This is a genomic window from Cellulomonas sp. NPDC058312, assembly GCF_042880135.1.
Classification (GTDB): domain Bacteria; phylum Actinomycetota; class Actinomycetes; order Actinomycetales; family Cellulomonadaceae; genus Cellulomonas.
This window is the reverse complement of sequence record NZ_JBHVZE010000003.1, coordinates 348,144-371,378: the sequence shown is the minus strand read 5'-3', so window position 1 is coordinate 371,378 and position 23,235 is coordinate 348,144. Positions and strand designations below refer to the sequence as shown.

Annotated in this window: 21 protein-coding genes and 1 riboswitch; of the genes, 9 read left to right on the top strand and 12 right to left on the bottom strand. The window is 75.0% G+C overall.

The features are described from left to right. Window positions 1–2: 2 nt before the first annotated feature. The gene (locus tag ACFVXN_RS10605) at window positions 3–365 is read right to left on the bottom strand and encodes an ArsR/SmtB family transcription factor (RefSeq protein WP_389231497.1); all 363 of its coding nucleotides are present in this window, start codon (window positions 363–365) and stop codon (window positions 3–5) included. 101 nt (window positions 366–466) lie between these two features. Between ACFVXN_RS10605 and arsM the strand changes: the two genes are divergently transcribed. Continuing rightward, the gene (gene arsM / locus ACFVXN_RS10600) at window positions 467–1,240 is read left to right on the top strand and encodes an arsenite methyltransferase (RefSeq protein WP_389231494.1); all 774 of its coding nucleotides are present in this window, start codon (window positions 467–469) and stop codon (window positions 1,238–1,240) included. Between the two features lie 70 nt (window positions 1,241–1,310). Here the strand turns inward: arsM and ACFVXN_RS10595 are convergent, their stop codons facing one another. From ACFVXN_RS10595 to ACFVXN_RS10580, 4 genes are read right to left on the bottom strand one after another with little or no spacing between them, the layout of a single operon-like run. Next, window positions 1,311–1,730 (bottom strand): arsenate reductase ArsC, encoded by a 420-nt coding sequence (locus tag ACFVXN_RS10595; RefSeq protein ID WP_389231491.1) that lies wholly within the window; start codon window positions 1,728–1,730, stop codon window positions 1,311–1,313. A 34-nt stretch (window positions 1,731–1,764) separates the two neighbouring features. After that, window positions 1,765–2,781, bottom strand: a complete 1,017-nt coding sequence (locus ACFVXN_RS10590; RefSeq protein WP_389231488.1) for a metalloregulator ArsR/SmtB family transcription factor — start codon at window positions 2,779–2,781, stop codon at window positions 1,765–1,767. After that, entirely contained in the window at window positions 2,778–3,878 is a 1,101-nt protein-coding gene (arsB, locus tag ACFVXN_RS10585; RefSeq protein WP_389231484.1) for an ACR3 family arsenite efflux transporter, read from the bottom strand. Before arsB ends, ACFVXN_RS10590 begins: the two co-directional genes overlap by 4 nt. Window positions 3,879–3,918: 40 nt before the next feature. Continuing rightward, a complete protein-coding gene (locus tag ACFVXN_RS10580; protein ID WP_389232589.1) occupies window positions 3,919–4,272 on the bottom strand; it encodes a DUF2200 domain-containing protein in 354 nt (117 codons plus the stop codon). Window positions 4,273–4,382: 110 nt separating this feature from the next. On the opposite strand from ACFVXN_RS10580, the gene ACFVXN_RS10575 reads away from it, so the two are divergent. After that, window positions 4,383–5,336 carry an ATP-dependent DNA ligase gene (locus tag ACFVXN_RS10575; protein WP_389231481.1) on the top strand — a complete coding sequence of 318 codons (954 nt, stop codon included), beginning with the start codon at window positions 4,383–4,385 and terminating at the stop codon, window positions 5,334–5,336. Window positions 5,337–5,351: 15 nt separating this feature from the next. On the opposite strand, the gene ACFVXN_RS10570 is transcribed toward ACFVXN_RS10575, so the two are convergent. Beyond that, window positions 5,352–6,245, bottom strand: coding sequence for an aldo/keto reductase (locus tag ACFVXN_RS10570; protein ID WP_389231478.1), 894 nt, complete (start codon window positions 6,243–6,245; stop codon window positions 5,352–5,354). A gap of 183 nt (window positions 6,246–6,428) precedes the next feature. On the opposite strand from ACFVXN_RS10570, the gene ACFVXN_RS10565 reads away from it, so the two are divergent. The 4 genes from ACFVXN_RS10565 to ACFVXN_RS10550 all read left to right on the top strand — a co-directional run bounded on the left by ACFVXN_RS10565 (window position 6,429) and on the right by ACFVXN_RS10550 (window position 14,113). Then, the gene (locus tag ACFVXN_RS10565; protein ID WP_389231475.1) at window positions 6,429–8,048 is read left to right on the top strand and encodes a methyl-accepting chemotaxis protein; all 1,620 of its coding nucleotides are present in this window, start codon (window positions 6,429–6,431) and stop codon (window positions 8,046–8,048) included. A 266-nt stretch (window positions 8,049–8,314) separates the two neighbouring features. After that, window positions 8,315–9,043, top strand: a complete 729-nt coding sequence (locus tag ACFVXN_RS10560; protein ID WP_389231472.1) for a hypothetical protein — start codon at window positions 8,315–8,317, stop codon at window positions 9,041–9,043. Beyond that, window positions 9,040–13,659 (top strand): hypothetical protein, encoded by a 4,620-nt coding sequence (locus tag ACFVXN_RS10555; protein WP_389231470.1) that lies wholly within the window; start codon window positions 9,040–9,042, stop codon window positions 13,657–13,659. Before ACFVXN_RS10560 ends, ACFVXN_RS10555 begins: the two co-directional genes overlap by 4 nt. A gap of 60 nt (window positions 13,660–13,719) precedes the next feature. After that, window positions 13,720–13,788: riboswitch (guanidine-III (ykkC-III) riboswitch) on the top strand. Between the two features lie 10 nt (window positions 13,789–13,798). After that, on the top strand, window positions 13,799–14,113 hold the full coding sequence (locus tag ACFVXN_RS10550) for a DMT family transporter (RefSeq protein ID WP_389231467.1): 315 nt from the start codon (window positions 13,799–13,801) through the stop codon (window positions 14,111–14,113). A gap of 27 nt (window positions 14,114–14,140) precedes the next feature. On the opposite strand, the gene ACFVXN_RS10545 is transcribed toward ACFVXN_RS10550, so the two are convergent. From ACFVXN_RS10545 to ACFVXN_RS10535, 3 genes are all read right to left on the bottom strand, one after another. After that, complete coding sequence (locus tag ACFVXN_RS10545) at window positions 14,141–14,836, bottom strand: DUF429 domain-containing protein (RefSeq protein WP_389231464.1); 696 nt, start codon at window positions 14,834–14,836, stop codon at window positions 14,141–14,143. Window positions 14,837–14,925: 89 nt separating this feature from the next. Next, complete coding sequence (locus tag ACFVXN_RS10540) at window positions 14,926–16,509, bottom strand: flotillin family protein (protein ID WP_389231461.1); 1,584 nt, start codon at window positions 16,507–16,509, stop codon at window positions 14,926–14,928. A 220-nt stretch (window positions 16,510–16,729) separates the two neighbouring features. Then, window positions 16,730–17,206 (bottom strand): hypothetical protein, encoded by a 477-nt coding sequence (locus ACFVXN_RS10535; RefSeq protein WP_389231459.1) that lies wholly within the window; start codon window positions 17,204–17,206, stop codon window positions 16,730–16,732. A gap of 62 nt (window positions 17,207–17,268) precedes the next feature. Between ACFVXN_RS10535 and ACFVXN_RS10530 the strand changes: the two genes are divergently transcribed. After that, window positions 17,269–17,823, top strand: coding sequence for a hypothetical protein (locus ACFVXN_RS10530; protein WP_389231457.1), 555 nt, complete (start codon window positions 17,269–17,271; stop codon window positions 17,821–17,823). Continuing rightward, window positions 17,820–18,386 carry a DUF6036 family nucleotidyltransferase gene (locus ACFVXN_RS10525; protein WP_389231454.1) on the top strand — a complete coding sequence of 189 codons (567 nt, stop codon included), beginning with the start codon at window positions 17,820–17,822 and terminating at the stop codon, window positions 18,384–18,386. Before ACFVXN_RS10530 ends, ACFVXN_RS10525 begins: the two co-directional genes overlap by 4 nt. On the opposite strand, the gene ACFVXN_RS10520 is transcribed toward ACFVXN_RS10525, so the two are convergent. The 3 genes from ACFVXN_RS10520 to ACFVXN_RS10510 form a co-directional block, all read right to left on the bottom strand. After that, complete coding sequence (locus ACFVXN_RS10520) at window positions 18,387–18,788, bottom strand: DUF779 domain-containing protein (RefSeq protein ID WP_389231451.1); 402 nt, start codon at window positions 18,786–18,788, stop codon at window positions 18,387–18,389. Window positions 18,789–18,864: 76 nt separating this feature from the next. Beyond that, entirely contained in the window at window positions 18,865–20,388 is a 1,524-nt protein-coding gene (locus ACFVXN_RS10515) for an aldehyde dehydrogenase family protein (RefSeq protein WP_389231448.1), read from the bottom strand. 131 nt (window positions 20,389–20,519) lie between these two features. Next, entirely contained in the window at window positions 20,520–21,812 is a 1,293-nt protein-coding gene (locus ACFVXN_RS10510) for a GAF domain-containing protein (RefSeq protein WP_389231445.1), read from the bottom strand. Window positions 21,813–22,067: 255 nt separating this feature from the next. On the opposite strand from ACFVXN_RS10510, the gene ACFVXN_RS10505 reads away from it, so the two are divergent. Further along, complete coding sequence (locus tag ACFVXN_RS10505) at window positions 22,068–23,234, top strand: GNAT family N-acetyltransferase (RefSeq protein WP_389231442.1); 1,167 nt, start codon at window positions 22,068–22,070, stop codon at window positions 23,232–23,234. Window position 23,235: the final 1 nt, after the last annotated feature.

The window sequence follows — 23,235 nt, the reverse complement described above, 5'->3', positions numbered from 1 at the left end:
CCTCAGCCCCGCAGGTGCGTCCCGAGGTGCGCGGTGAGCTGCTCGACCGCGCCGGGGACGAGCGTGTAGTACGCCCAGACGCCGCGCTTGTCGCGGGTGACGAACCCGGCCTCGGTGAGGACCTTGAGGTGGTGGGACACCGTCGGCTGGGAGAGGCCGACAGGGTCGGTGAGGTCGCAGACGCAGGCCTCGCCGCCCTCGTGCGCGGCGATGATCGACAGCAGCCGCAGGCGGGTGGGGTCGGCGAGGGCCTTGAGGGTGCGCGCGGTGGCCTCGGCGTCGTCGGCGGACATGGTCGCGCCGGTGGTGGGGGTGCAGCACGCGGAGGGCGCCGCGGTGCTCACGGGCAGCAGGTCGAGGGCCATCCGGACATCCTCGCCCAGATATCGACGGCTGTCGATTGACAGCGCCGGACCGCTGCGCCAGGCTGCGAGGTATCGACGGTCATCGATCCCTTGGAGGAGTCATGGTGCAGGACATCCGCGAGCAGGTCCGGGAGCGGTACGCCCGGGCGGCGGTGCAGGGCGTCGGCGACGCGGGCTGCTGCGGCGGCGGTGCCGACGGCGTCGGAAGCTGCGGCCCGCAGGACCTGGTGGTCGACGACCGGTTCGGCAGCGCCCTGTACGACGCCCAGGACGCCGCGGCGGTGCCGGCGGAGGCGCTGGCCGCGTCGCTCGGCTGCGGCAACCCGCTGCTGGTCGCGGAGCTGCGCGCGGGGGAGCGGGTGCTCGACCTCGGCTCGGGCGGCGGCATCGACGTCCTGCTGTCCGCGCGCCGCGTCGGGCCGACGGGCTTCGCCTACGGCGTCGACATGACCGACGAGATGCTCGCGCTGGCCCGCGCGAACGCGCAGAAGGCGGGGGCGACGAACGTGGAGTTCCGCCAGGGCACGATCGAGGACCTGCCGCTGGACGACGCGGTGGTCGACGTCGTGATCTCGAACTGCGTGGTGAACCTGTCCCCGGACAAGCCGGCGGTGCTGGCCGAGGCGTTCCGGGTGCTGGTCCCGGGCGGGCGGCTGGGCATCTCCGACGTGGTCGCCGAGGACCACCTCACCCCCGCCGAGCGCGCGGAGCGCGGGTCGTACGTCGGCTGCATCGCCGGGGCGCTGTCCCGGACCGAGTACCTCGACGGGCTCGCGGCGGCGGGGTTCGTCGACGCCGAGGTGCGGTTCACGCACCCGGTCGCGGACGGGATGCACGGCGCCGTCGTGCGCGCCGCCAAGCCCGGCGCAGCCTGAGCCCGCGCGCGGCCTGAGCCTGCGCGCCGGCGGAGCGGGTCGGGACGCGGCGTCCCGGCCCGCCCCGGCGTCAGGCGCCGACCGGCTCCACGCCGAGCTCGCCCAGCAGCACCTCGACGCGCCGTCGGATCTCGTCGCGGATCGGCCGGACGGCCTCGATGCCCTGGCCGGCCGGGTCCTCGAGCGCCCAGTCCTCGTACCGCTTGCCGGGGAAGATCGGGCACGCGTCGCCGCAGCCCATCGTGATGACGACGTCGGACGCCTGCACCGCGTCGGTGGTGAGGACCTTCGGGCGCTCGGCGCGGATGTCGATGCCCTCCTCGAGCATCGCCTCGACGGCGGTCGGGTTGATCTGCTCGGCGGGCATCGAGCCGGCGGACCGGACCTCGACGGCGCCGCCGGACAGGTGGCGCAGGTAGCCGGCGGCCATCTGGGAGCGGCCCGCGTTGTGCACGCAGACGAACAGGGCGGACGGGGTGCTCGCGGTCATGGGGTCCTCCAGGGTCACGGCGGATCGGGGGCGGTCAGGCAGTGGGCAGGGTCAGGTCGGGCAGCAGGTCGGCGAGCAGGGCCCGGACGCGGCGGTCGATCTCGTCGCGGATGGCTCGCACCCCGGTGTCGGACGCGAGGGCGGGGTCGCCGACGGCCCAGTCCTCGTAGCGCTTGCCGGGCAGGACCGGGCAGGTGTCGCCGCAGCCCATCGTGATGACGACGTCGGCGGCGCGGACGGCGTCGTCGGTGAGCGGCTTGGGGAACGCCTCGGTGTCGGCCTCGAGCTCGGCGAGCAGCGGGCGGACCCCGGGGTGCACCTCGCCGGCGGGCGTCGACCCCGCGGAGCGGACGACGACGGCGTCCCCGGCGTAGTGGTGCAGCAGCGCGGCGGCGAGCTGGGAGCGGCCGGCGTTGGCGACGCAGACGAACAGCACCTGCGGGCGGTGCGCGGCGGCGGTGGCGAGGGCGCGTGCGGCGTCCGTCAGGCGCTGCCGCGCGAACCGCTCGGTGTTCACCACGAGGTGGGACCGGACGGCCGACGACCGGGCGAGGCCGGTGTACGACTCCCGCACGACGGTGAGCACCGCGGCGGGGTCGCGGTCGGGGAACGCGGCGGCGAGGCGCTCCGCGATCCGCTCCAGCGCGGGCTCGGCGTCGGTCAGGCCGGTCAGAGGCGACAGGTGCGCCGCCTCGGCCGCGACGGGGGCGAACGAGTCGAGCAGCGTCGTGACGGCGCCGCGCAGGGCGGGCCGTACCCGGTAGTAGACCCAGGTGCCGCGCCGCTCGGAGGTCAGCAGGCCGACGTCCTTGAGCAGCTTGAGGTGGTGGGACACCGTCGGCTGGGCGACCTCGGCGACCGTGGCGAGGTCGCACACGCACGCCTCGCCGGTGGGGGAGGTGGCGATCAGCGACAGCATCCGCAGCCGCAGCGGGTCGCCGAGCGCCTTGAGGGTGCCGGCGACGTGGGTCGCGGCGTCCAGGCCCATCGCGTGCTCGGCGGGCGAGGGGGTCGGGGCGCAGTCCTCGCGCGCCGGTGTCGTGGTGGTCATGCGCGGACCTCCTGCTGGGCTGTGGTGGAGCCGGACGGTGCGGCGGGGGCGGTGCCGGGGAACCAGCGGCGACCGACCCAGAGGCTGACGTAGACGAGACCGACCAGCACCGGGACCTCGATCAGCGGGCCGACGACGCCGGCGAGCGCCTGCCCGGAGGCCGCGCCGAACGTGCCGATGGCGACGGCGATGGCGAGCTCGAAGTTGTTGCCCGCGGCCGTGAACGCCAGCGTGGTCGACCGGGCGTACCCGAGCGCGAGGGTCCGGCCGGTCGCCATCCCGACGCCCCACATGACGGCGAAGTAGACCAGCAGCGGCAGGGCGATCCGCGCGACGTCGAGCGGCCGGGAGGTCACGGCGTCGCCCTGCAGCGCGAACAGCAGCACGATGGTGAACAGCAGCCCGTACAGCGCCCACGGGCCGATCCGCGGGACGAACCGCTCCTCGTACCAGTCGCGGCCGCGCACCCGCTCGCCGACCCAGCGGGACGCGAAGCCGGCGGCGAGCGGGATGCCGAGGAACACGAGCACGTTCCCGGCGATCTGCCCGATCGAGACGTCGAGGCCCGCGGAGTCCAGGCCCAGCCAGCCGGGCAGCACCGTGAGGTAGAACCAGCCGAGCAGCGAGAACGCGACCACCTGGAACACCGAGTTGATCGCGACCAGCACCGCGGCGGCCTCGCGGTCCCCGCACGCGAGGTCGTTCCAGATGACGACCATCGCGATGCACCGGGCCAGGCCGACGACGATCAGCCCGGTGCGGTACTCGGGCAGGTCCGGCAGGAACACCCACGCGAGGGCGAACATCAGCGCGGGACCCACGACCCAGTTGAGCGCGAGGGAGCTGACCAGCAGCCGCCGGTCCCCGGTCACCGCGGCGACGCGGTCGTACCGGACCTTGGCGAGCACCGGGTACATCATCACGAGCAGGCCGAGCGCGATCGGCAGCGAGATCCCGCCGACCTCCAGGGCGGCCAGGGCCTCGCCGAGGGCGGGGACGAACCCGCCGAGCGCGAGGCCGGCCACCATCGCGAGCCCGATCCACAGCGGGAGCCACCGGTCGAGCGGGGCCAGGCGGACGGGACTCTGCATCGACATGTCTCGATATTGACATACGTCGATGCAGGCGCGCCAGTGCTCACCCGCCGCGCAGCACCGACGTCATCTTCTTCCCCCGCGCGACCTCGTCCACGAGCTTGTCGAGGTACCGGACCTGCTGCATCAGCGGGTCCTCGATCTCCTCGACCCGGATCCCGCAGATCAGCCCGGTGATGAGCGAGGCGTCGGGGTTCATCGCGGGGGCCTGGGCGAAGAAGGTCGCGATGTCGACCTCGTCGTCCAGCACGCGGCGCAGCCCGGCGTCGTCGTAGCCGGTCAGCCAGGCGATCACCCGGTCGACGTCGGCGCGGTCGCGCCCCTTGCGCTCGACCTTCGCGACGTAGAGCGGGTAGATGCTCGCGAAGCTGGTCCTGAAGATCCGGTGCTCGGCCACGTCGCCCTCCGCGTCCTCGTGCCTGCCGTCGACGGTACCCCCGGCCACTCCGTCGAGGGAAAAACGGCAAACCGGGACGATTCGGACAGAATTCACCCTAAGATCACCCCGTGTCCCGCACCCCGGAGGATCCCAGCGGCCTCGCGCTGGCCCGCGTGGCGCTGCACCTCCAGGACACCGTGGGCCTCCCCGGCGGCACGGCCTGGGAGCCGAAGTGGGACGGCATGCGCGTCCTGGCGCTCGCGGACGGCCCGGGCACGATGCTCCGGTCCCGGTACGGCGCCGACCTCACCGCGGCGTTCCCCGAGGTCGCGGCCGCCGTGGGCGAGCAGGTGCCGCCGGGCACCGTGGTGGACGGCGAGCTCGTCGTCTGGCAGCACGGCCGCGTCGACTTCGGCAGCCTCCAGCGCCGGGCGACAGCACCCGACCCCGCCGCGCTCGCCCGGTCCGCACCGGCCGGGTTCATCGCGTTCGACCTGATCCAGCGCGAGCACGTGGACGCGCGCGAGCTGCCGTTCATGGAGCGGCGGATGGCCCTGGACGAGGTCGCCGCCGACTGGACCGGCGCGCTCGCGACCTCGCCGCTGACCGGGGACGTGGAGGTCGCCGCCCGGTGGTTCCGCGACCTCGCGGGCGCCGGCGCGGACGGCCTCGTCGCCAAGGGGCTGGACCAGCCCTACCGCGCCGGCACCCGCGACTGGCGCAAGGTCAAGCACCGGTCCGCGCTCGACCTCGTGGCCACCGCGGTCACCGGGTCACCGGCGCAGCCGGGCGTGCTGCTGCTCGCGCTGCCCCGCGACGGCGAGCTGGTGCCCGTCGGGCGGTCGCTGTCGCTCGGCCTCGCGGCGGGGCTCGCGCTCGGTCGGCAGATCACGCCCGTCGCGCACCCGGGCGCCGCGCCCTCGGCGATCGCGACCAAGATCGCCCCGCTGGTCGTCGAGGTGTCCGCGGACGTCCCGTGGGAGGGCGGGTCGCTCACCCGCCCGGTGCAGTTCCTGCGCGCCCGGCCGGAGCTGCACCCGGTCGAGGTGGCGGTGGACGCCGCCCTGACCGGGTGCCGCTGACCCCGACCCCTCGGCTCAGCCGACCTCGAGCCCCACGGCCCGGGAGCACCGCTCGACCTCGTCGCCGGACAGCCGGAGGTCGGCCGCCGCGGCGGAGTCGGTGATCGACGCCGGCCGCCGCGCCCCGGGGATCGCGATCAGCGCGTCGCTCAGCGCCAGCTCCCACGCGAGCACGACCTGCTGCGGGCTGACCCCGTGGGCCTCGCCGATCTCGCGGAACGCCGCGAACCGGTCGCCGACCGCCCGCGCGCCGCCGCCGGTGCCGCCCAGCGGGCTCCACGGCAGGAACGCGATGCCGTGCTGCTCGCAGTACCGGAGCTCGTCGTAGCTGCCGGGGTGCCGCGGGGAGAACTCGTTCTGCACGCTGACCAGGCCGCCCTCGCCGAGCACCTGCTGGGCGATCTCGATCTCCTCGACGCTCGCGTTCGAGATGCCGATCTCGCGGACCTTGCCCTCGCGCTTCAGGGTCGCCAGGTTCTCGATCACCTCGCCGTAGACCATCCAGCGGTCCGGGCGGTGGTACTGGTACAGGTCGATCGCCTCGACCCCGAGCTCGCGCAGCGACTTCTCCACCGCGCCCCGCAGGTACGCGAGCGACCCGTCGCGGCCCCACACCTCGCCCTCCGACCGGGTGATGCCGCCCTTGGTCGTGACGACCACCTGCGACGTGTCGCCGCCCCAGGTGCGGACGGCCTCGCCGACCAGGCGCTCGTTGTGCCCCATCTGGTCCCAGGTGGGCGCGTAGATGTCGGCGGTGTCGATCAGGGTCACCCCGGCGTCGAGCGCGGCGTGGATCGTGGCGATCGCGTCGGCGGGCTCGGGGTAGGTGTCGTCCTGGTTCATCGACACGGGCATGGCGCCCAGGCCGATGGCGGAGACGGTGTACGGGCCGAGGCTGCGGTGCTGCACGGGTGACCTCCGGGTCGCGGGTGGTGCGGGCCGGCGCACCGGGGCGCGCCGGGTCCAGCATCGCGCGCGCCCCTCCACCGCCGCACGCCGGGGACCGGTTCACCCGGACGCACGCCTCCCGCCGGCGCGTCCCGGTCCGATCAGGACGGGAGATCAGTCGTCTCGTCGCAAGGTGGTCCGTCGGTGTCCAGCACGTGGGGTAGTCAGTCCATCGGGTCGCGCATGGCGGCGGTGTTCGGGCTGCTCACCTCCCTGATCGTCGCGGCGATCGCGCTCGGCGTCGTCACCGCGCAGGTGCAGCGGACGTACACGGACCGCACCGCCGACGCGTACCGGGTGCTGCGCCTCGCCGAGGAGGCCCGGTTCCAGATCGCCGACGCCACCGGCTGGCAGGGCCTGGTCGTCGCGGACGTCGCGGCGTACGGCGCGGACGCCGCGCTCGCGGACGACGCGTACAACCGCTCGGGCCAGCTCGCCGCGCAGGAGGCCGTCCGCGCCTGGCTGGCCGACCTCGACACCACGGGCGCGACCGAGCAGGAGCAGGCGTCGTTCGCGGCCCTGACCCCCGCGTGGGACTCGTTCTTCGCGGGCGACGCCGAGGTGGTGGACCTGCTCGGCACCGGGACCGAGGAGGGCTACCTCGCGGCGCTGGAGTCGATCAACGGCGGCGCCGCGGGTGCCGCCTACAGCGACGTGCTGGCGCTGGCGGACGCGGTGGACGCGTCCGCGTCGGAGCGGGTCGCCGACCTCCAGCAGGAGCAGCGCGCCGCCCAGGAGCGCGGACGTCTGGTGCTGCTGGTGCTCGGCGTCGTCGCGGCGCTGTTCGCGGCCTACGCGGCGCGCAAGGTCACCCGGGACGTCGCCGGTCCCGCGACCCGCATCGCCCGGGTCGCCGCGGCGATGGCCGAGGGCGACCTCACGCAGCGCACCGGCCTGGACGCGGGCGGGGAGATCTCGGTCGCCGGCCGCGAGCTCGACCGGGCGATCGACTCCGTGTCGAGCCTGGTCGGCGAGGTGGCCCGCACCGCCCGCGAGACGGACGGCACCGTCGGCACGCTGCGCGGCGTCGCGTCGGACGGCGCCCACGCCGCGCAGGAGACCAGCAGCCAGGTGGCCGGGGTCGCCGCGTCGGCGGAGCTGGTGTCCCGCAACGTGCAGGCCGTCGCCGCCGGCGCCGAGCAGATGGGCGCGAGCATCCGGGAGATCTCCCAGAACGCGGCGCAGGCCGCCAAGGTCGCCGCGCAGGCCACCGGCGTCGTGCAGGCGACCAACGAGACCGTCGCGCGGCTCGGTGCGTCGTCGCAGGAGATCGGCGCCGTCGTCAAGGCGATCACGAGCATCGCCGAGCAGACCAACCTGCTGGCCCTGAACGCCACGATCGAGGCCGCTCGCGCCGGGGAGGCCGGCAAGGGGTTCGCGGTCGTCGCGGGCGAGGTCAAGGAGCTGGCGCAGGAGACGGCGAAGGCGACCGAGGACATCGCGCGCCGCGTCGAGGCGATCCAGGGCGACACCGGCGAGGCCGTCGCGGCGATCGACGAGGTCTCCGCGATCATCGCCCGGATCAACGACTACCAGCTGACCATCGCCTCGGCGGTCGAGGAGCAGACCGCGACGACCGCCGAGATGGCGCGCGGCGTCGCCGAGGCCGCGGCCGGTGCCGGGGAGATCGCGCAGAGCATCACGACGGTCGCGGCGTCAGCGCAGACCAGCGCCGGGGCGCTCGCGCGGGTGGACGACGACATGGGCCGGGTCGCGGACGGCTCGCGCGAGATGGCGTCGCGGACGGCGACGTTCCGCCTCTGAGCGGGGTGCGGCCTCGACCGCACGGCGGAGTGCGGATGAGTAGCGCGCGCGAGACGTCCCACCACTCAGGCGAGGCCTGCGCACCACGCAACGGCGCGCCTCGTGCCCCTGATCCGTCGCGGCGGTCTACCTAGCGAGGCAGTCCCTTCCGCACACTCGCAGCCGGACCGTCAGCACCGGACAGCCGGACCGACGCCCTCGGGCGCCGGTCGTGCACCCGGTGCGGTCCGACCCGACCGTTGCCGCTTCCATCGTGCGGAGCACGTGTGCCTGTCCTGTCCCGAGCCCTCACCGGCCTGCTGCTCGTCGGTCTCTCGCTGTCCGGCGTGCTGGCCCTCGGTGGCTGTGCGGTGCCCAGCGACCTCGCGCCCGACCCCGCTCCCGGTCCACGGCTCGCCGTGGAGCCGGAGCCGACTGGCCTGGCGGTCGAGCCCGCGCAGGCGCTGTTCCACGTGACCCTGCGGCCCGGCGAGGAGCACCTCGCCCAGGCGACGGTGACCAACCACGCCGGGACGCCGCTGCGGGTCGCGATGACGACCGTGGTCGACCGGGTCGAGGGCGCCGGCGGCGCCGACCTGGACGTGCGGGTCGCGGGCCGGTTCGACGAGACGTGCACGGCTCCGGCCACGGACCCCGACGGTGCGGCGCTGCTCGGCTCCGATCGGGGTGTCCCGCTCGGCACCCTCGACGCGGGCGGGACGACCTCGCTGTGCGGCGTCGTCGCCCTCCCGGCCGACACGGCGCTGCCGGACGGGACGTCCGTCACCTTCAGCGTCGTGCTCGCCTCCGTCGAGCAGCCGGCCGACCGCGCCGACGGCGACGACCCGTGGACGGCCGACCGGTTCGACCGCGCGGGGCTGACCCGCCACGCCCTGCCCGTGGCGGCCACGCTCGGCGCCGGGTCGCTGCTCGCCGCCGCCCTGCTCCTGTCCCGCCGACCGAACCGGACCGCCGGTTCCGCGGACGCCACGACCACCCCCGAGGACCTCGCATGAACACCGCCCGCGCCCGCGCCGCCCGGACGCCCGGACGTCGGCGGCTCCCCGCCGCCGTCGTGACGGCGCTCGCGATCGTCGCGCTGGTCGTGCCCGGCCTCGCGGTGACCGCTGCCGTCACGCGCAGCTCGACGGTCGCCGGCAACCTCTTCGGCGCCACCGACCGGGTGGACGTGGGCGTGCACGACCTGACCGTGGTCCCCGCCGGGGGGCGTGGCGGCTTCCGCCCGGGCGAGGCCGGGACGGTCTCCTACCGGATGACCCCTGTGGGCCGCGACACGGTCCCGGTGGACCTGAGGGCCGACGACGCCCTCGTGTTCTCGACCACGCTGCCGTCCTGGCTCGAGCCCGGGACGCTCCCGGCCTCGTCGACGTTCGCCAACGGACACATCGAGTGGGCCACGACCCAGGACCCCGACAGCGGCGCCTGGACCGTGAGCCGCACGTCGCGGTTCACCGGCGCGCAGACCGGCTTCACCGCGACGGACCGCCTGTCGTTCCCCGTCGTGGCGCGGGGCGTGCTGACCGGTGGGAACGTGGTGGCGTCCGTGAGCGCGCCCGAGCACCTGGCCTCGACCGCCCCGAGCGACGCCGTCGCCGTCACCGGGACCAGCCACGTCGAGATCGGCGTGCACGACCTGGCCGTGACGCCGACCGACGTCCCGCGGTTCACCGAGGGCACCGTCGGCACCGTGACGTTCCGGGCGACACCGTCGTCGGCGATCCGCCCCACCGACTTCCGCGCCGACGAGGCCCTGGTCCACACGTTCACGCTGCCCGGGTGGCTCGCGCCCGGGACGCTGCCGGTCTACCTGCCTGCGGCCCGCAGCCACACCGTGTGGTCGTCGTCGCAGGACCCGGACAGCGGCATCTGGACCGTGCGACGCACCCAGACGTTCTTCGAGGACTGGACGAGCTTCAACACCGTCGACCTCGGCTTCCCCGTCCAGACCGTCGGCGTGCCCGTCGCGGGCGACACCATCCGTGCCGGCGTCGCCCTGCCCGGTGGGCTCACCAGCTCCCGCGGCAGCGACGAGATCGACGCCCTCGCGGCCGCGCGCCTCGCCGTGGGCGTGTACGACCTCCAGGTCGCACCCGCCAGCGGGTCCGCGTTCCTGCCCGACATGACCGGCACCCTCCGGTTCGCGACGACGGCCGGAGCCGCGACCGTCCCGGCCCGGTTCGACGACGGCGACACGCTCTCCCACGACATCACGGTGCCGTCCTGGCTCGAGGTCCTGCTCCCCGTCGACGACGGTGCGGCGCGGTGGGTCGCCAGATCCGGGGCGGGCGGTACGACCGTCGTGACCCGAACCGAGACCCTGACCGCCCGGACCGAGCACGCCGGGTCGGTCGTGGAGCTGCCCGTGCGCGCCCGACGCACCGGCCTGGGGCAGGCCACCGCGTCCGTCACGGCGACGGTCCCCGCGCACTCGGTGAGCGCGAGCCGCACCGGCAGCGTGCCGGTGGCGTCGACCTCCGCGACCTCCGTCGGGATGCACGCCCTCGCGGTGTCGCCCGACGCGGGCGACCGGTTCGTACCGGGTGCCCAGGGCGCGGTGACGTTCCGCCTCATCCCCACGTCCACCGCACCCTTCACCGCCGGGGTCGGCGACCGGACCGTGCACCAGGTCGTCCTGCCCGCCGGCCTCGTCCCGGGCGCCCTCTACGCGCCGAGCGAGGGGCCGTCCAGCACGATCCGGTGGGACAAGTCCGAGTCCGGCGGCGTCTGGACCGTGACCCGGACCGAGGAGTTCCACACCGAGCTCGCCGACCACACCTTCCGCAACAACGCGACCTTCACGATCCGGGTGACCGCGGGCCCGCAGCTCGCCGACGGGGCGCTCGTGAGCGCCACCGCGACCGTCCCGGGGCACCTGACCAGCACCGCGCCGATCGACGCCGTCCCCGTCAGCGCGGTCCGGGTCGTCGACGTCGGTGCCTACGACCTGACCGTGACCCCGTCCACCGGCAACGCGTTCCTCCCGGGAATGCGGGGCACGGTGCGGTTCGACACGACCCCCGGTGGCGCGGGCGTGCCGGTCGACCTCGCTCCCGGCGACCAGGTCGTCCACACGGTGACCCTGCCCTCCTGGCTGAGCCCCGACCCGGTGCCCACCGGCGCCGGTGGGGTGACGTGGTCGGCGGTGCCCGGACCCGACGGTACGACGACGCTCACCCGCACGCAGGCGTCCGCCACCGCCCAGACCCAGTTCCGTGCGGACAGGGTGGAGATCCCGGTGCGTGCCGCGCGGCCGGGGAGCACGTCCACGCCCGGCACCGTCAGCGTCGCGACCGGTCTGCCGGAACACGCTCATCCCGCCCGGGAGACCGCGACGGCGCTCGTCGCGTCCACGACGCGGACCGCGGTCGGCGTCTACGGCCTGTCGGCGGCGCCCACGACCGGGGAGCGCTTCGGCGTGGGGTCGACGGGTCGGCTGCGCTTCCGGCTCCTGCCCGAGAGCGCGAGCACGGCTCCGTTCACCGCCCGCCAGGGCGACGTCCTGGTGCACACGATCGAGCTGCCGCGTGGCCTCAACCCGGGTGCGCTTCCGGCGCAGTCCGTCGGGGACTGGAGCACCACCACCTGGGCGAGCACGACGTCCGGCGGCGCCTCCACGATCACGCGGACCGAGCGGTTCGACCGCGACGTCGCCGACGACACCTACCGGACCGCGGAGGCGCCGACCGTGACCGTGGCGGCGAGCGGGTCGTTGCAGGACGGCGCCGAGGTCCGCGCGACGGTCACGCTGCCCGACCACCTGACCAGCGACGCCGACACGACCGAGGTGCCCGTCGGGGCGGTGACGGTCACCGACGTCGGTGTGCACGGCCTCACCGTCGCGCCCGTGGCCGGGACGTGGTTCCAGCCGGACGCCCCCGGGACGCTCCGCTTCGACGTCACGCCCGGCGCGGCGTCGACCGCGCTGCGGATCGACGCGGACGACGCCGTGTCCCACACGATCACCCTGCCGTCGTGGTTGGCCGTCGACGGCAACCTGCCCGACGAGGCCTCGACGGGGTACAGCACGGTGCGGTGGACCGCGGAGGGCTCGCGGACCGTCATCCGCACGGAGACGTTCTCCGGGCCGCGGAGCACCCACCCCGCGGTCCGGGTGGAGCTCCCTGTGCGCGCGGCCAGGACCGTCGGCACGGCCACGGGGACGGTCCTGGTCGACGTGGCCCTCCCGCTCCACTCGGCGAGCAGCGCCGACCAGCGGGACGTGGGCGTGTCCGCGTCGACGGAGACGCTGGTGGGGATCCACGGGCTGACCGTCACCCCGACCGGCACCGACGCGTTCGCCCCGGGTGGGGAGGGTACGGTGTCGTTCCTCACCACCCCGACCGCCTCGACACCGGTGGCCTTCACGGCCGCCCCCGGCACGGCGCTCGTGCACACGGTCACCCTGCCGTCCTGGCTCGAGCCGGGGACGCTGCCGACAGAGGCGGGCGCGGTGTGGACCCGCTCCACCGTCGGCAGCAACCAGGTGCGGGTCACCCGGACCGCGACCCTCGGTGCGGCGGCCACGACGTACACCACCCCCCGGCTCCAGTTCCCCGTGGTCGTCACCGCGACCGGGGTGCCCTCCACCGGCGCGCCGGTCAGCGCGGGCGCCACGGTGCCCAGCCCGCTCACGACGCAGACGGCCACCGCGAGCACCACCCTTCAGGGAACCTCGGTCGTGCACGACGGGGCGTACCACGTCACGGCGCGGCCGAACGCGGGCACCGCGTTCCGGCCCGGCACCTGGGGGACCGTCTCCTTCAAGGCCGCCGCCGACACGCCCACTGCCCGGGCGCTGACCTACCAGCCGGACGAGGTGCGCTCGCACGCGATCACGCTGCCGGCCGAGCTCACGGCGCACCTGCCGCTGTGGGGCGAGGTGGGACCGAGCAGCGAGGTCAGCTGGGCACTGACGTCGAACGGCGACGGGACCTCGACCGTCGTCCGCACCGAGCGCTTCACCAAGGCCAGCCGTGACATGGCGAACGGCACCCTCTCCCTGTCGGTGCGCGCCTCGCACGCGTTGACCACGGTCGACCGGGCGGTGACCGTCCGGACCACCCTGCCCCGAGGGCTGGTCAGCGCCCAGGAGGTCGGGTCCGGGACGGCGAAGATGACGTCGAGCCCGGTCCAGGTGGGGGCGTTCAACCTGGCCGCCGGCGACTGCCAGGGCGGCGACGACGCCATCCGTGGCGCCATCCGGTCAGGCTGCTGGCTGACGTACAACATGACGCCCAACGGGGGGACGGTCGACGCGGACCTGCGTGCCGGGGACGTCATCACCCACACGCTCTCGGCGATGGACGGCGGGGTCTTCACCTGGTTCCCCACCACGGTCGAGGCGGAGACGGACGACTACCGGATCACCGTCTCCCCGGGGAACGCGATGATCGGCCCGCAGGTCACCGTCCGCCGGCGGATCGAGATCAAGCGGGACCTCACGACCATCCGCGTGCCGGCCGCACGCATCCACATCGCGTTGAGCAACGATGAGACCACCATGTGGCCGGGAACCGCGCTGTTCGGCGTGACGGGTGTGTCGTGGCCCGACAGCATGGGGGCGGCCTACCACCAGTACTACGGCGACAGCCAGGTCCGGATGGACTACTGACCGGACCCGGGGGCGGCCCGCACTTGCCGGCGGGTCGCACCCGGTGCCACGCTGGTCGGCAGAGCCCGCCGTCGCCGGCGGCTCCCGGACGAGGGGTGCCGTACCCGGAGCGCGACAAGACGGCCCGTGGGAGAGAACCATGTCCTGGATCGTGCTCGTCGTGTCCGGAGTCCTCGAGGCCGTGTGGGCGACCGCCCTCGGCAAGTCGGAGGGGTTCAGCCGCCTGGGCCCGTCGATCGTGTTCGCGGTCGCGCTGCTCGCCAGCATGGGCGGCCTCGCGTACGCGATGCGGGACCTCCCGGTCGGCACCGCCTACGCGGTGTGGGTCGGGATCGGTGCGGTGCTCACCGTGGTCTACGCGATGGCCACCGGGGGCGAGTCCGTCTCCGTGCTGAAGATCCTGTTCCTCGCGATGATCGTCGGCGGCGTGGTGGGGCTCAAGGCGCTGCACTGAGCCGCCGCGGGGCGCACGCGGGTGCGGTCACACCCAGATCGCGGCGGTCGTGCCGTCCCCGAGGTCCTCGGGCGGGTCGGGGAGCGAGCGAGCGGTCCCGGCGGCGGCGCGCCGCGCGGTCCACGCGACCGCGGCGGCGTCGAGCACGTCGTCGACCGCCGCGTCCTGCCCGGCCAGCCCGAGGTCGCCGTCGAGCGTGACACCCTGGTCCGCGAGCAGCCGGTGCCGGAGCGCCGCACCAGCCCAGGTCGGCTTGCGCACCGTCAGCGGCGCGCCGTTCAGGTGGGCGAACACCACCTCCGGGTGCACCTCCAGCACCGGGTGCCCGGCGTCGGCGGCGTACGCCTCGACCTCGAGCACGCGGTGCCGCAGACCGTAGGCCTGGATCGAGGTGCCCTCGCCGGCCAGCTCCCGGTTCACCGCGACGGCGGTCGCGTGGTCGGGGGCGACCAGCGCCGCGCGCACCGGGGTGAGGAACACCGAGGATCGCAACGGCCCGACGGCCGCCTTCGCGAGCACGTCGGCGGCGCGCCGGCCGGTGCGGGGCAGGCCGATCGGGATGTCCACCCCGACCACCGCGACCGGCCCGCCGGCGGACGCCAGCGCGACGACGTCGCCGAACCGGCGCGCGACGTGCGCGGTCGGGGGCCCGTCGTCCAGCACGACACCGACCCAACCGCCGCGGCAGGCGTCGACGCCCAGCACCCGCGGTCCCGTGGTCATGCGAGGTCCTCCCGTGGTCGAGGACGCCGCGCGGTCCGGGGTCCCGGCCGCGCGGCGTCCCGCTCAGCGGCGGGTGGGCGGGACGTCCATCAGCCCGTGACCCCGTCGGCCGCCGCGTGGTCGGCGGTCGCGCTCGACGACGCGGCGGGCGCCGTGACGGCGGTCGCGGACGTCTCGCCGCGCCGGCCGCCGAGACCCTGGAGCAGGTCGAGGACGTCGATCCCCGTCTGCGCCTTGAGCATCGTGGAGAGCTCCTGCACGCCGGTGGACACCTGGCCCGGCAGCCGGGACGCGCCGTCCTTGTCGATGATGGTGATGCCGTCGATCGCGCCGAGGGCGTCCGCGTAGGGCTGGGCGACCTTCGGCAGGGCGTCGAGGACCATCTGCAGGCGGGCCGACTCGGGGAACGACTGGTACGCGTCGGACTCGGCCTTGATCGCCGCGGCGCGGGCCTCGCCCTGGGCGCGCTCGGCGGCGGCCTCGGCCTCACCGCGCGCCTGGATGCCGTCGGCCTCGGCCTTCGCGAGCGCGAGCGCACCCTGCGCCTGGCGCTGCTGCTCGATGAGCGCGGCCTCCGCGCGGGAGCGCGCGGCGGACGCCTCGGCCTCGGCCTGCGCGGTGGTGCGCTGCGCCTCGGCCTCGTAGCGGCGGATGGCCGTGGTCTTGGCGGCCTCGGCCTCCTGCTCGGCGGCGTACTTGCGGGCGTCGGCCTCCTGGGCCGCCTCGTACTTGCGGGCCTCGGCGGGCTTGCGGACCTCGGTCTGCAGCTCCTGCTCACGCAGGGCGGCGCGGCGCAGGGCCACCTGCTCCTGCTGGATCAGGACCTCCTGCTGCGCCTCGGCGACCGCGCGCTCGCGGGCGGCGTCGGCGTCGGCCTGGGCCGTCGCGGTCTCCTGGGCGATCTGCGCGTTGCGCAGGGCGAGGGCCTTGTTCGACTCGGCGATCTGCACGGCGGCCTCGTTGGAGCGCTGCGTGCTCTCCTGCTGGGCCTGGGCCTCGGCGATCTCGGCGTCCCGGGCCACGGCGGCGGCGCGCGGACGCCCGAGGTTGCGGATGTAGGCGCCGGAGTCCTCGACGGTCTGGATCTCGAAGTTCTCGAGGATGAGGCCGCGCTCGGCGAGCATCGGCACCGCGATGTCCTTGACCTCCTTGGAGAAGTCCTGGCGCTCGTACAGGATCGACTCGACGGTCAGGGTGCCCGCGATCGTGCGCAGCACGCCGACGAGGACCTCGGAGGTCTGCTGCTCGATGACCTGCTCCTGGCTGCGGCCGGCGAACCGCTGGGCGGCCGCGCGGACCATGCGCTCGGTGCCGCCGACCTTGACGACCGCGATGGACCGCAGGGTCACGCCGACGCCGCTCTTCGTGGTCGCGTCCTCCGCGGCCACCGGGAAGCTCTGCGACGCGAGCGACAGCCGCACGACCTGCTCGAAGATCGGCTTGACGAACGTGCCGCCGCCGATCACGACGCGCTGGCCGGACAGGTCGGTGGTCTCGTCCCCCGTCTCCGGGTTGATGACGGGCTTGCCGCTCTTGCGGCCGGTGATGATGAGCGCCTCGTCCGGCGTGGCGATCTTGAACCGCACCTTGGCGTAGATCGCGCCGACGATCGCCAGCGCGATCAGCACGACGACGGCGACGACGACGATGAACGTGGTTCCTACGAGCTCCATGAGACTCCTCGGGCGCGACCCGGTGGGGCCGGTCGGACGGTGGGCTGCCTCGACTCTAGGCGGCGGCTGTGCGTCCCGTCCCCGTTTCGCCCCCCCCCTGCTCAGCGCCTCCGGCGGCGCCGAGGTCGAGGGTTTCGCGATGGATCCGGCGTGCCGCGTCGGCGTGTCGCGCGGAACCCTCGACCTCGGCTGACGAGCGACGGGGGAAGGGGGGTGGGGGCTAGGCCGGCTGCGTGCCGAGGATCTCGGCGTGCCAGGCGCCTGTGCGGTCGGCGCCCGAGCCGGTGGTGCGGACCGCCGTGACTCCCGTCGCGTCCAGCGGGATCTCGACCGGGTCGCCGCCGCAGGCGACGTCGGTGACCTCGGCGTCGCGGGTGGTGCTGCCGCCGTGGTCGTCGGCGGAGGTGGTCGCGACGGTGAAGTCCAGCGTCCCGTCCCCGAAGCACGACACCCGCACCGCGTCCACCCGGGCCGGCGCGTCGTACTCCAGCGTGATCCCGGTGCCGGCGGACGGCTCCGGGTCGCCCGGGCCGACGCGGGACGTCGCGGTCCCCAGCGTGCCGGTCCCCTGGTCGGCGGCGTCCTGCTCGGCGATCCAGGCGGAGATCTGCTCCGGGGTCCCCCCGGCGGGTGCGGAGCAGGCGGCGAGGGCGAGGAGGACGACCGTCCCCGCGACGGTGCGGGCGCGCAGGTGCATGGCACCGAGCGTACGATGAGGCTGGTCGGATGATAGGGCGGACTATCGGTCGGGAGCGTCGGATGGATCTCGCGGACCGCGCGCGTGAGGCGGATGCGCTGGTCGAGTCGGGTCGCGCGCAGCTGCGCCAGGTGATCCTCGAGGCGTCCGACCAGGGTCGGTCCCAGCGCGAGATCGCCCGGCTCGTCGGTCGGTCGCAACCGGAGGTCGCGCGCCACCTGCGGGAGGCCCGACGGACGTACCGGACCGTCCCCCAGATCGCCGATGACGTGCGGGCGTGCCTGCAGCAGGGCGACGAGCACCACGCGCTGCGCCTGCTGCTCGACGGTGTGAACCACCTCCGGTACCTGACCGTGGCAGCGGACGTCCGAGCGTTCCTGGCGCGGCCCGGCACGGTGGGTGACCGACGGTGGGACACGCTGCTGGCGACGGCCGTGGCCTACCAGGCGAGGCTCGCCGGACACGTCCCGCCGCGGTGGACCGACGTGCCGCCGCTCGACGCCTTCTGGTGGCCGGCCGGCGAGCACGCGCTGCGGGCGAGGACGATGGCGCGCACGCCGATCGACTTCAAGCGCCTCGGCATCTGGTTCGACGCACGGAACTTCACGACCGCGTGACCGGCGCCGACCTCACCCGTGCCGACCTGGTCGAGCTCCTCACCGAGCTCGGGCGTCGGCTCCACGACCGCGGCGTGCACGGCGACCTGTACGTCGTCGGTGGCGCCGCGATGGCGCTGCAGCTCGACGCGCGCCGGGTGACGCGTGACGTCGACGCGGTGTTCAGCCCGCCGACCGACGTGCTGGACGCCGCGGCGACGATCGCCGCGGAGCGTCACCTGCCCGCCGACTGGCTCAGCTCGTCGGCCGCGGCGTTCCTCCCGGACGCCCCGCGGCGCGGCCCGGTGCTGCTCGACGTTCCGGGTCTGTCGGTCGCGGTGGCGTCCCCGGAGCACCTCCTCGCGATGAAGCTCGCCGCCGGGCGGACCGGGCGCGACCTCGACGACATCGCGACCCTGCTGGACCACCTGGGCATCACCGACGCGCGCGACGCGGCCTCGCTCGCGCGGCGGCTCTACGCCGACGACTCCGTCGTGCTGAGCGACCCGGACGAGTCGTACGAGTGGCTCGCCGAGGACGCCCTCCGGCTCCTGGCGCGGCGGCGGTCGGCGCAGCCGGGGTAGTCACACCGGCCCGACCTGGACCTCCGCGCCCTCGGCGGCCAGCTCCGCGTCGGTCAGCAGCCGCGACCGGATGAGGAACCGCACCCCCTCGGGCGCCTCCAGCGAGAACCCCGCGCCGCGGCCGGGGACGACGTCGATCGTCAGGTGGGTGTGCCGCCAGTACCCGAACTGGGCGCGGCTCATCCACACCGGGACCGTGAGGTCGTCGACCCGCAGGTCCCCGAGGTGGACGTCGGCGTCGCCGAGGATCAGGTCGCCCGCGGGGTAGCACATGGGGGAGGAGCCGTCGCAGCAGCCGCCGGACTGGTGGAACATCAGCGCGCCGTGCTGGGCGTGCAGGCGGCGCAGGAGGTCGGCGGCCGCGGGGGTGAGGTCCACGCGGCCGGGGGTGTCGTCGGGCACGGTGCTCCGTCCCGGCCCCCGCGCGCGACCGGGGTCGGGGCCGCGCGCGGGTGCCTGTGGGGTGGTGGGGTGCGGCTCAGAAGAAGCCGAGCTTCTGCCCGGAGTAGGACACCAGCAGGTTCTTCGTCTGCTGGTAGTGGTCGAGCATCATCTTGTGGTTCTCGCGCCCGACGCCGGAGCCCTTGTAGCCGCCGAACGCCGCCGCCGCGGGGTACGCGTGGTAGCAGTTCGTCCACACGCGGCCGGCCTCGATGTCCCGGCCCGCGCGGTAGGCGATCGCCGACTCGCGGGACCAGACGCCCGCGCCGAGCCCGTAGAGGGTGTCGTTCGCGGTGTGGATCGCGTCGGAGTAGTCGGAGAACGACGTCACCGCGACGACCGGGCCGAAGATCTCCTCCTGGAAGATCCGCATGGAGTTCTTGCCCTCGAAGATGGTCGGCGTCACGTAGTAGCCGCCCGCGAGGTCGCCGTCGAGCTCGGCGCGGGTGCCGCCCGTGAGCACCTTGGCGCCCTCGGCCTTCCCGATGTCGATGTACGACAGGATCTTCTCGAGCTGGTCGTTGGACGCCTGCGCGCCGATCATCGTCTCGGTGTCGAGCGGGTTGCCCTGCACGACCGCCTCGGTGCGGGCGATCGCGTCGGCGAGGAACCCGTCGTAGATGGACTCCTGGATCAGCGCGCGCGACGGGCAGGTGCACACCTCGCCCTGGTTGAGGGCGAACATCGTGAACCCCTCGAGGGCCTTGTCGTAGTAGTCGTCCTTGGCACGGGCGACGTCCTCGAAGAAGATGTTCGGGCTCTTGCCGCCGAGCTCCAGCGTCACGGGGATGATGTTCTGGCTGGCGTACTGCATGATCAGCCGCCCGGTCGTCGTCTCGCCGGTGAACGCGATCTTGCGGATCCGCGGGCTGGACGCCAGGGGCTTGCCGGCCTCGACGCCGAACCCGTTGACGACGTTCACGACGCCCGGGGGCAGCAGGTCCCCGATGAGCTCCATCAGCAGCAGGATCGACGCGGGGGTCTGCTCGGCGGGCTTGAGCACGACGGTGTTCCCGGCGGCCAGCGCGGGTGCGAGCTTCCACACGGCCATGAGGATCGGGAAGTTCCACGGGATGATCTGCCCGACCACGCCGAGCGGCTCGTGGAAGTGGTAGGCGATGGTGTCGGCGTCGATCTCGGAGATCGACCCCTCCTGGGCACGGACCGCGCCGGCGAAGTAGCGGAAGTGGTCGACCGCGAGCGGCATGTCGGCGGCGAGGCACTCGCGGACCGGCTTGCCGTTCTCCCAGGACTCGGCGACGGCCAGCATCTCGAGGTTCTGCTCCATGCGGTCGGCGATCTTGTTGAGGATCACCGCGCGCTCGGTCGCGGTGGTCCTGCCCCAGGCGCGGGCTGCGCCGTGCGCGGCGTCCAGGGCCCGCTCGATGTCGGCGGCGTCGCCGCGCGCGACCTCGGTGAAGGTGCGGCCCGTCACCGGCGACGGGTTCTCGAAGTAGCGGCCCGACGCGGGGGCGACGAGCTCGCCGCCGATCCAGTGGTCGTAGCGCTCGCGGTAGGTGGCGGGGCTGCCGGGCTGCCCGGGTGCTGCGTAGACGGTCATGTGCGCGCCTCCGTGCTCACGTGGCCGGCCGCGGTCCGGGGTGCGGCCGCGGCCGGGGCGCCCGCGTCGTTGCGGTGCGCCGTGCGCGCGACGGTAGGTCGCGGGAGGTTGCAGCGGGGTTGCACCGCAGGTCACGCGTCCGCGGGCCCGCGGGTGTCGCCGAGCCGCCGCACCAGCAGGCCGAGCCGGCCCGTCGCGCGGGCGCGTGCGGCGCTGCCGGGTGGGGTGAGCGCGGCGAGGCGCTCCCACGCCGGCCAGTCGTCGGCGCCCTCGTCGCGGTCGAGCCAGCCCTCCAGGGCGACGACGTCGGCGGCGTGCAGGACCGCGGCGCGCACGTCGGACGCCAGGGCGTCCCGGACCTGCTCGACGCCGGGGGCCCGCGACCGCGGCAGCACGGGACCCGGGTAGCGGTCCAGTGCGGCGCGCACGTCCCCCGCGGCGAGCGCCGCCCGGACGCCCGCCGCGTCGGACGACAGCGGTGCCGTCAGCCGGTACGGCCGGGAGTGCGCGACCAGCGGTCCGGCGGCACGGCGCAGCCGGGACACCTCGGCGCGCACGGCGACCTCGGACACCGCGTCGGGGTGCAGCAGCACGGCGAGCTCGCCGGCGTGCAGCCCGCGCGGGTGCTCGGCGAGCAGCAGCAGCAGCTCCGCGTGCCGCAGCGACAGCGCCCGGGGTGCGCCGCCCGGCGGGTGCAGGACGCCGGAGTCCGGGCGCAGCACCTCGAGCCGGGCCGCGGTCGCGTCCGCCGCGGTGCCGGCCGCCGAACCCCGCGCGAGGTCGCGGGCGCGCAGGTCGGCCTCCACGGCGGCGGCGGTCGCGCGCACCAGCGACAGCATGAGCGGCGAGGCGGCGGGGTCGCGGCCCGTGACGTCCAGCGCGCCGAGGGTCCGGCCGGCCGGGTCCCGCAGGACGGCGGCCGTGCAGCTCCACGGCTGGACCGCGTGGGCGAAGTGCTCGGCGGCGAGCACCTGGACGGCGCGCCCGGTCGCGAGCGCGGTGCCGGGGGCGTTGGTGCCGACGTGCTGCTCGTCCCAGGCGGCCCCCTCGACGAACCCGACGCCCTCGACGGCGCGCCGCACCCGGTCGTCGCCGGCGATCCACAGCAGCCGGCCGCCGGCGTCGGTCAGCGCGACGACGAACCCCTCGGTCAGGGCGGCGTCGAGCAGCAGCCCGCGGACCACCGGCAGCGCGAGCCGCAGGGGGTGCTCGCGGCGGTGCGCCCGCAGGTCCGCGTCGGACAGGGTGACGGGCGGTGCGGGGCGCTCGGGGTCGACGCCGCTGCGCAGGCTGCGCACCCACGAGTCGGCGACGACGGGCCGGACGCCGCGGACCGGGACGCCGGTGGTGAGGAACTGCTCGTGCGCGGCGTGCGTGCGGGACACGGCGCCGGGGTGGGGTCGGTCGATCTCGTCGGTCGGCACGGGTCCACCCCTCCTCGACGTCGTCGGTGGCGTCGTGCGGTCAGTGTGGCCCGTCGCCGCGCGGGTCGCCAGGGGGTGGCATGGCCCCGGGCCCTGGCGCGGAAACCGGGGTCGTGGTCGGAAATTCTCACCCGCAAACCCGCCCAAAACATGCCAAACGCGACAGTACGCTCGCGGCGTCACCGCCAGGAGCCCCCCCGGGGCACCCGAAGACGCACCTCCGCCGGCCCGACCGACCGCGTCCGGGAGGACATCGTGCAGATCCGGCTCATCCCCCTCGCCCAGGTCACCCGCGCCGACGCGGAGGCCTGGCAGCGGCTCGCCGACGCCGCGCTCGAACCCAACGCGTACCTCGACCCGCGGTTCCTCGTCCCGGCGCGGGACCGCGGTGCGCAGGCCGCCGACCTGCAGCTGGTCGTCGCGCACGAGGGTGGGCAGTGGCTCGGCGTCCTCGCGGTCACCGTCAAACCCGTCGCGCCGCGCGTGCCCGTGCGCGCCACCACGACCGGCGGCGCGTTCATGACCTCCCACGCCGACCGGCACCACCCGCTGGTCCGCGCGGACCGGGCCGCCGAGGCGCTCGCGGCGCTGCTCGACGGCATCCGGTCCGTGGGGCTGCCCGGGCTGGTCCAGCTCCAGCACTTCCCCGCGGACGGACCGCTCGCCCGGGCGCTCGCCGAGGTCGTCGGGCGCCGGTCCGGCCCCCGGGTGCACGAGCGGCGTCGCCGGACCACGGTCTGTGCGCCCCGGGAGGCCGTGACGGTCCTGCCGGTCCCCGAGGGGCCCGGGCCGGTCGTCGACCCCCCGCTCTCCTGGGACCACATGCGGACCGACGAGCGCCGGAACATGCGGCGCGGCGTCCGCGGGCTCGCCCGTGCGGCGGACGGGCCGCTCGAGCTGCACGACCGCAGCACCGACCCGGACGTCGACGACGAGTTCCTCGACCTCCAGGTGGCGGGCTGGAAGGGCGACCCGGCCCGCGGTGGTGCCGCGCTGCGGCTGGACCCGGTGGCCGAGCGCTGGTTCCGGGCCGTCACCGCGGGGTTCCGCCGGGACAAGGACCTGCTGGCGCTCCGGCTCGCCGCCGGCGGGCAGACCCTGTGGATCGGGTACGCGCTGCGGTCGGGGTCCGGGTACTTCGGGTTCCTCGACGCGTACGCCCAGGCGCACGCGCGCTACAGCCCCGGCTCGATCGGGCGGGTCGCGACGATGACCTACGTGTTCGGTACCACCGACGCGGCCGTGTTCGACCCGGCGTTCGACGCCCGGTACACCGTCGGCGCCCGGCTGTTCCCGAGCACCCGGGACCGGGTGGACCTGCTGGTCGCCACCGGGGGCGCGGTCGCCCGGACGGTGCTGCGCGCCGCGCCGCACGCCCACCGGCTCGGCCTCGCCGCCGACCGGGCGGCCGTGGGAGGCTGAC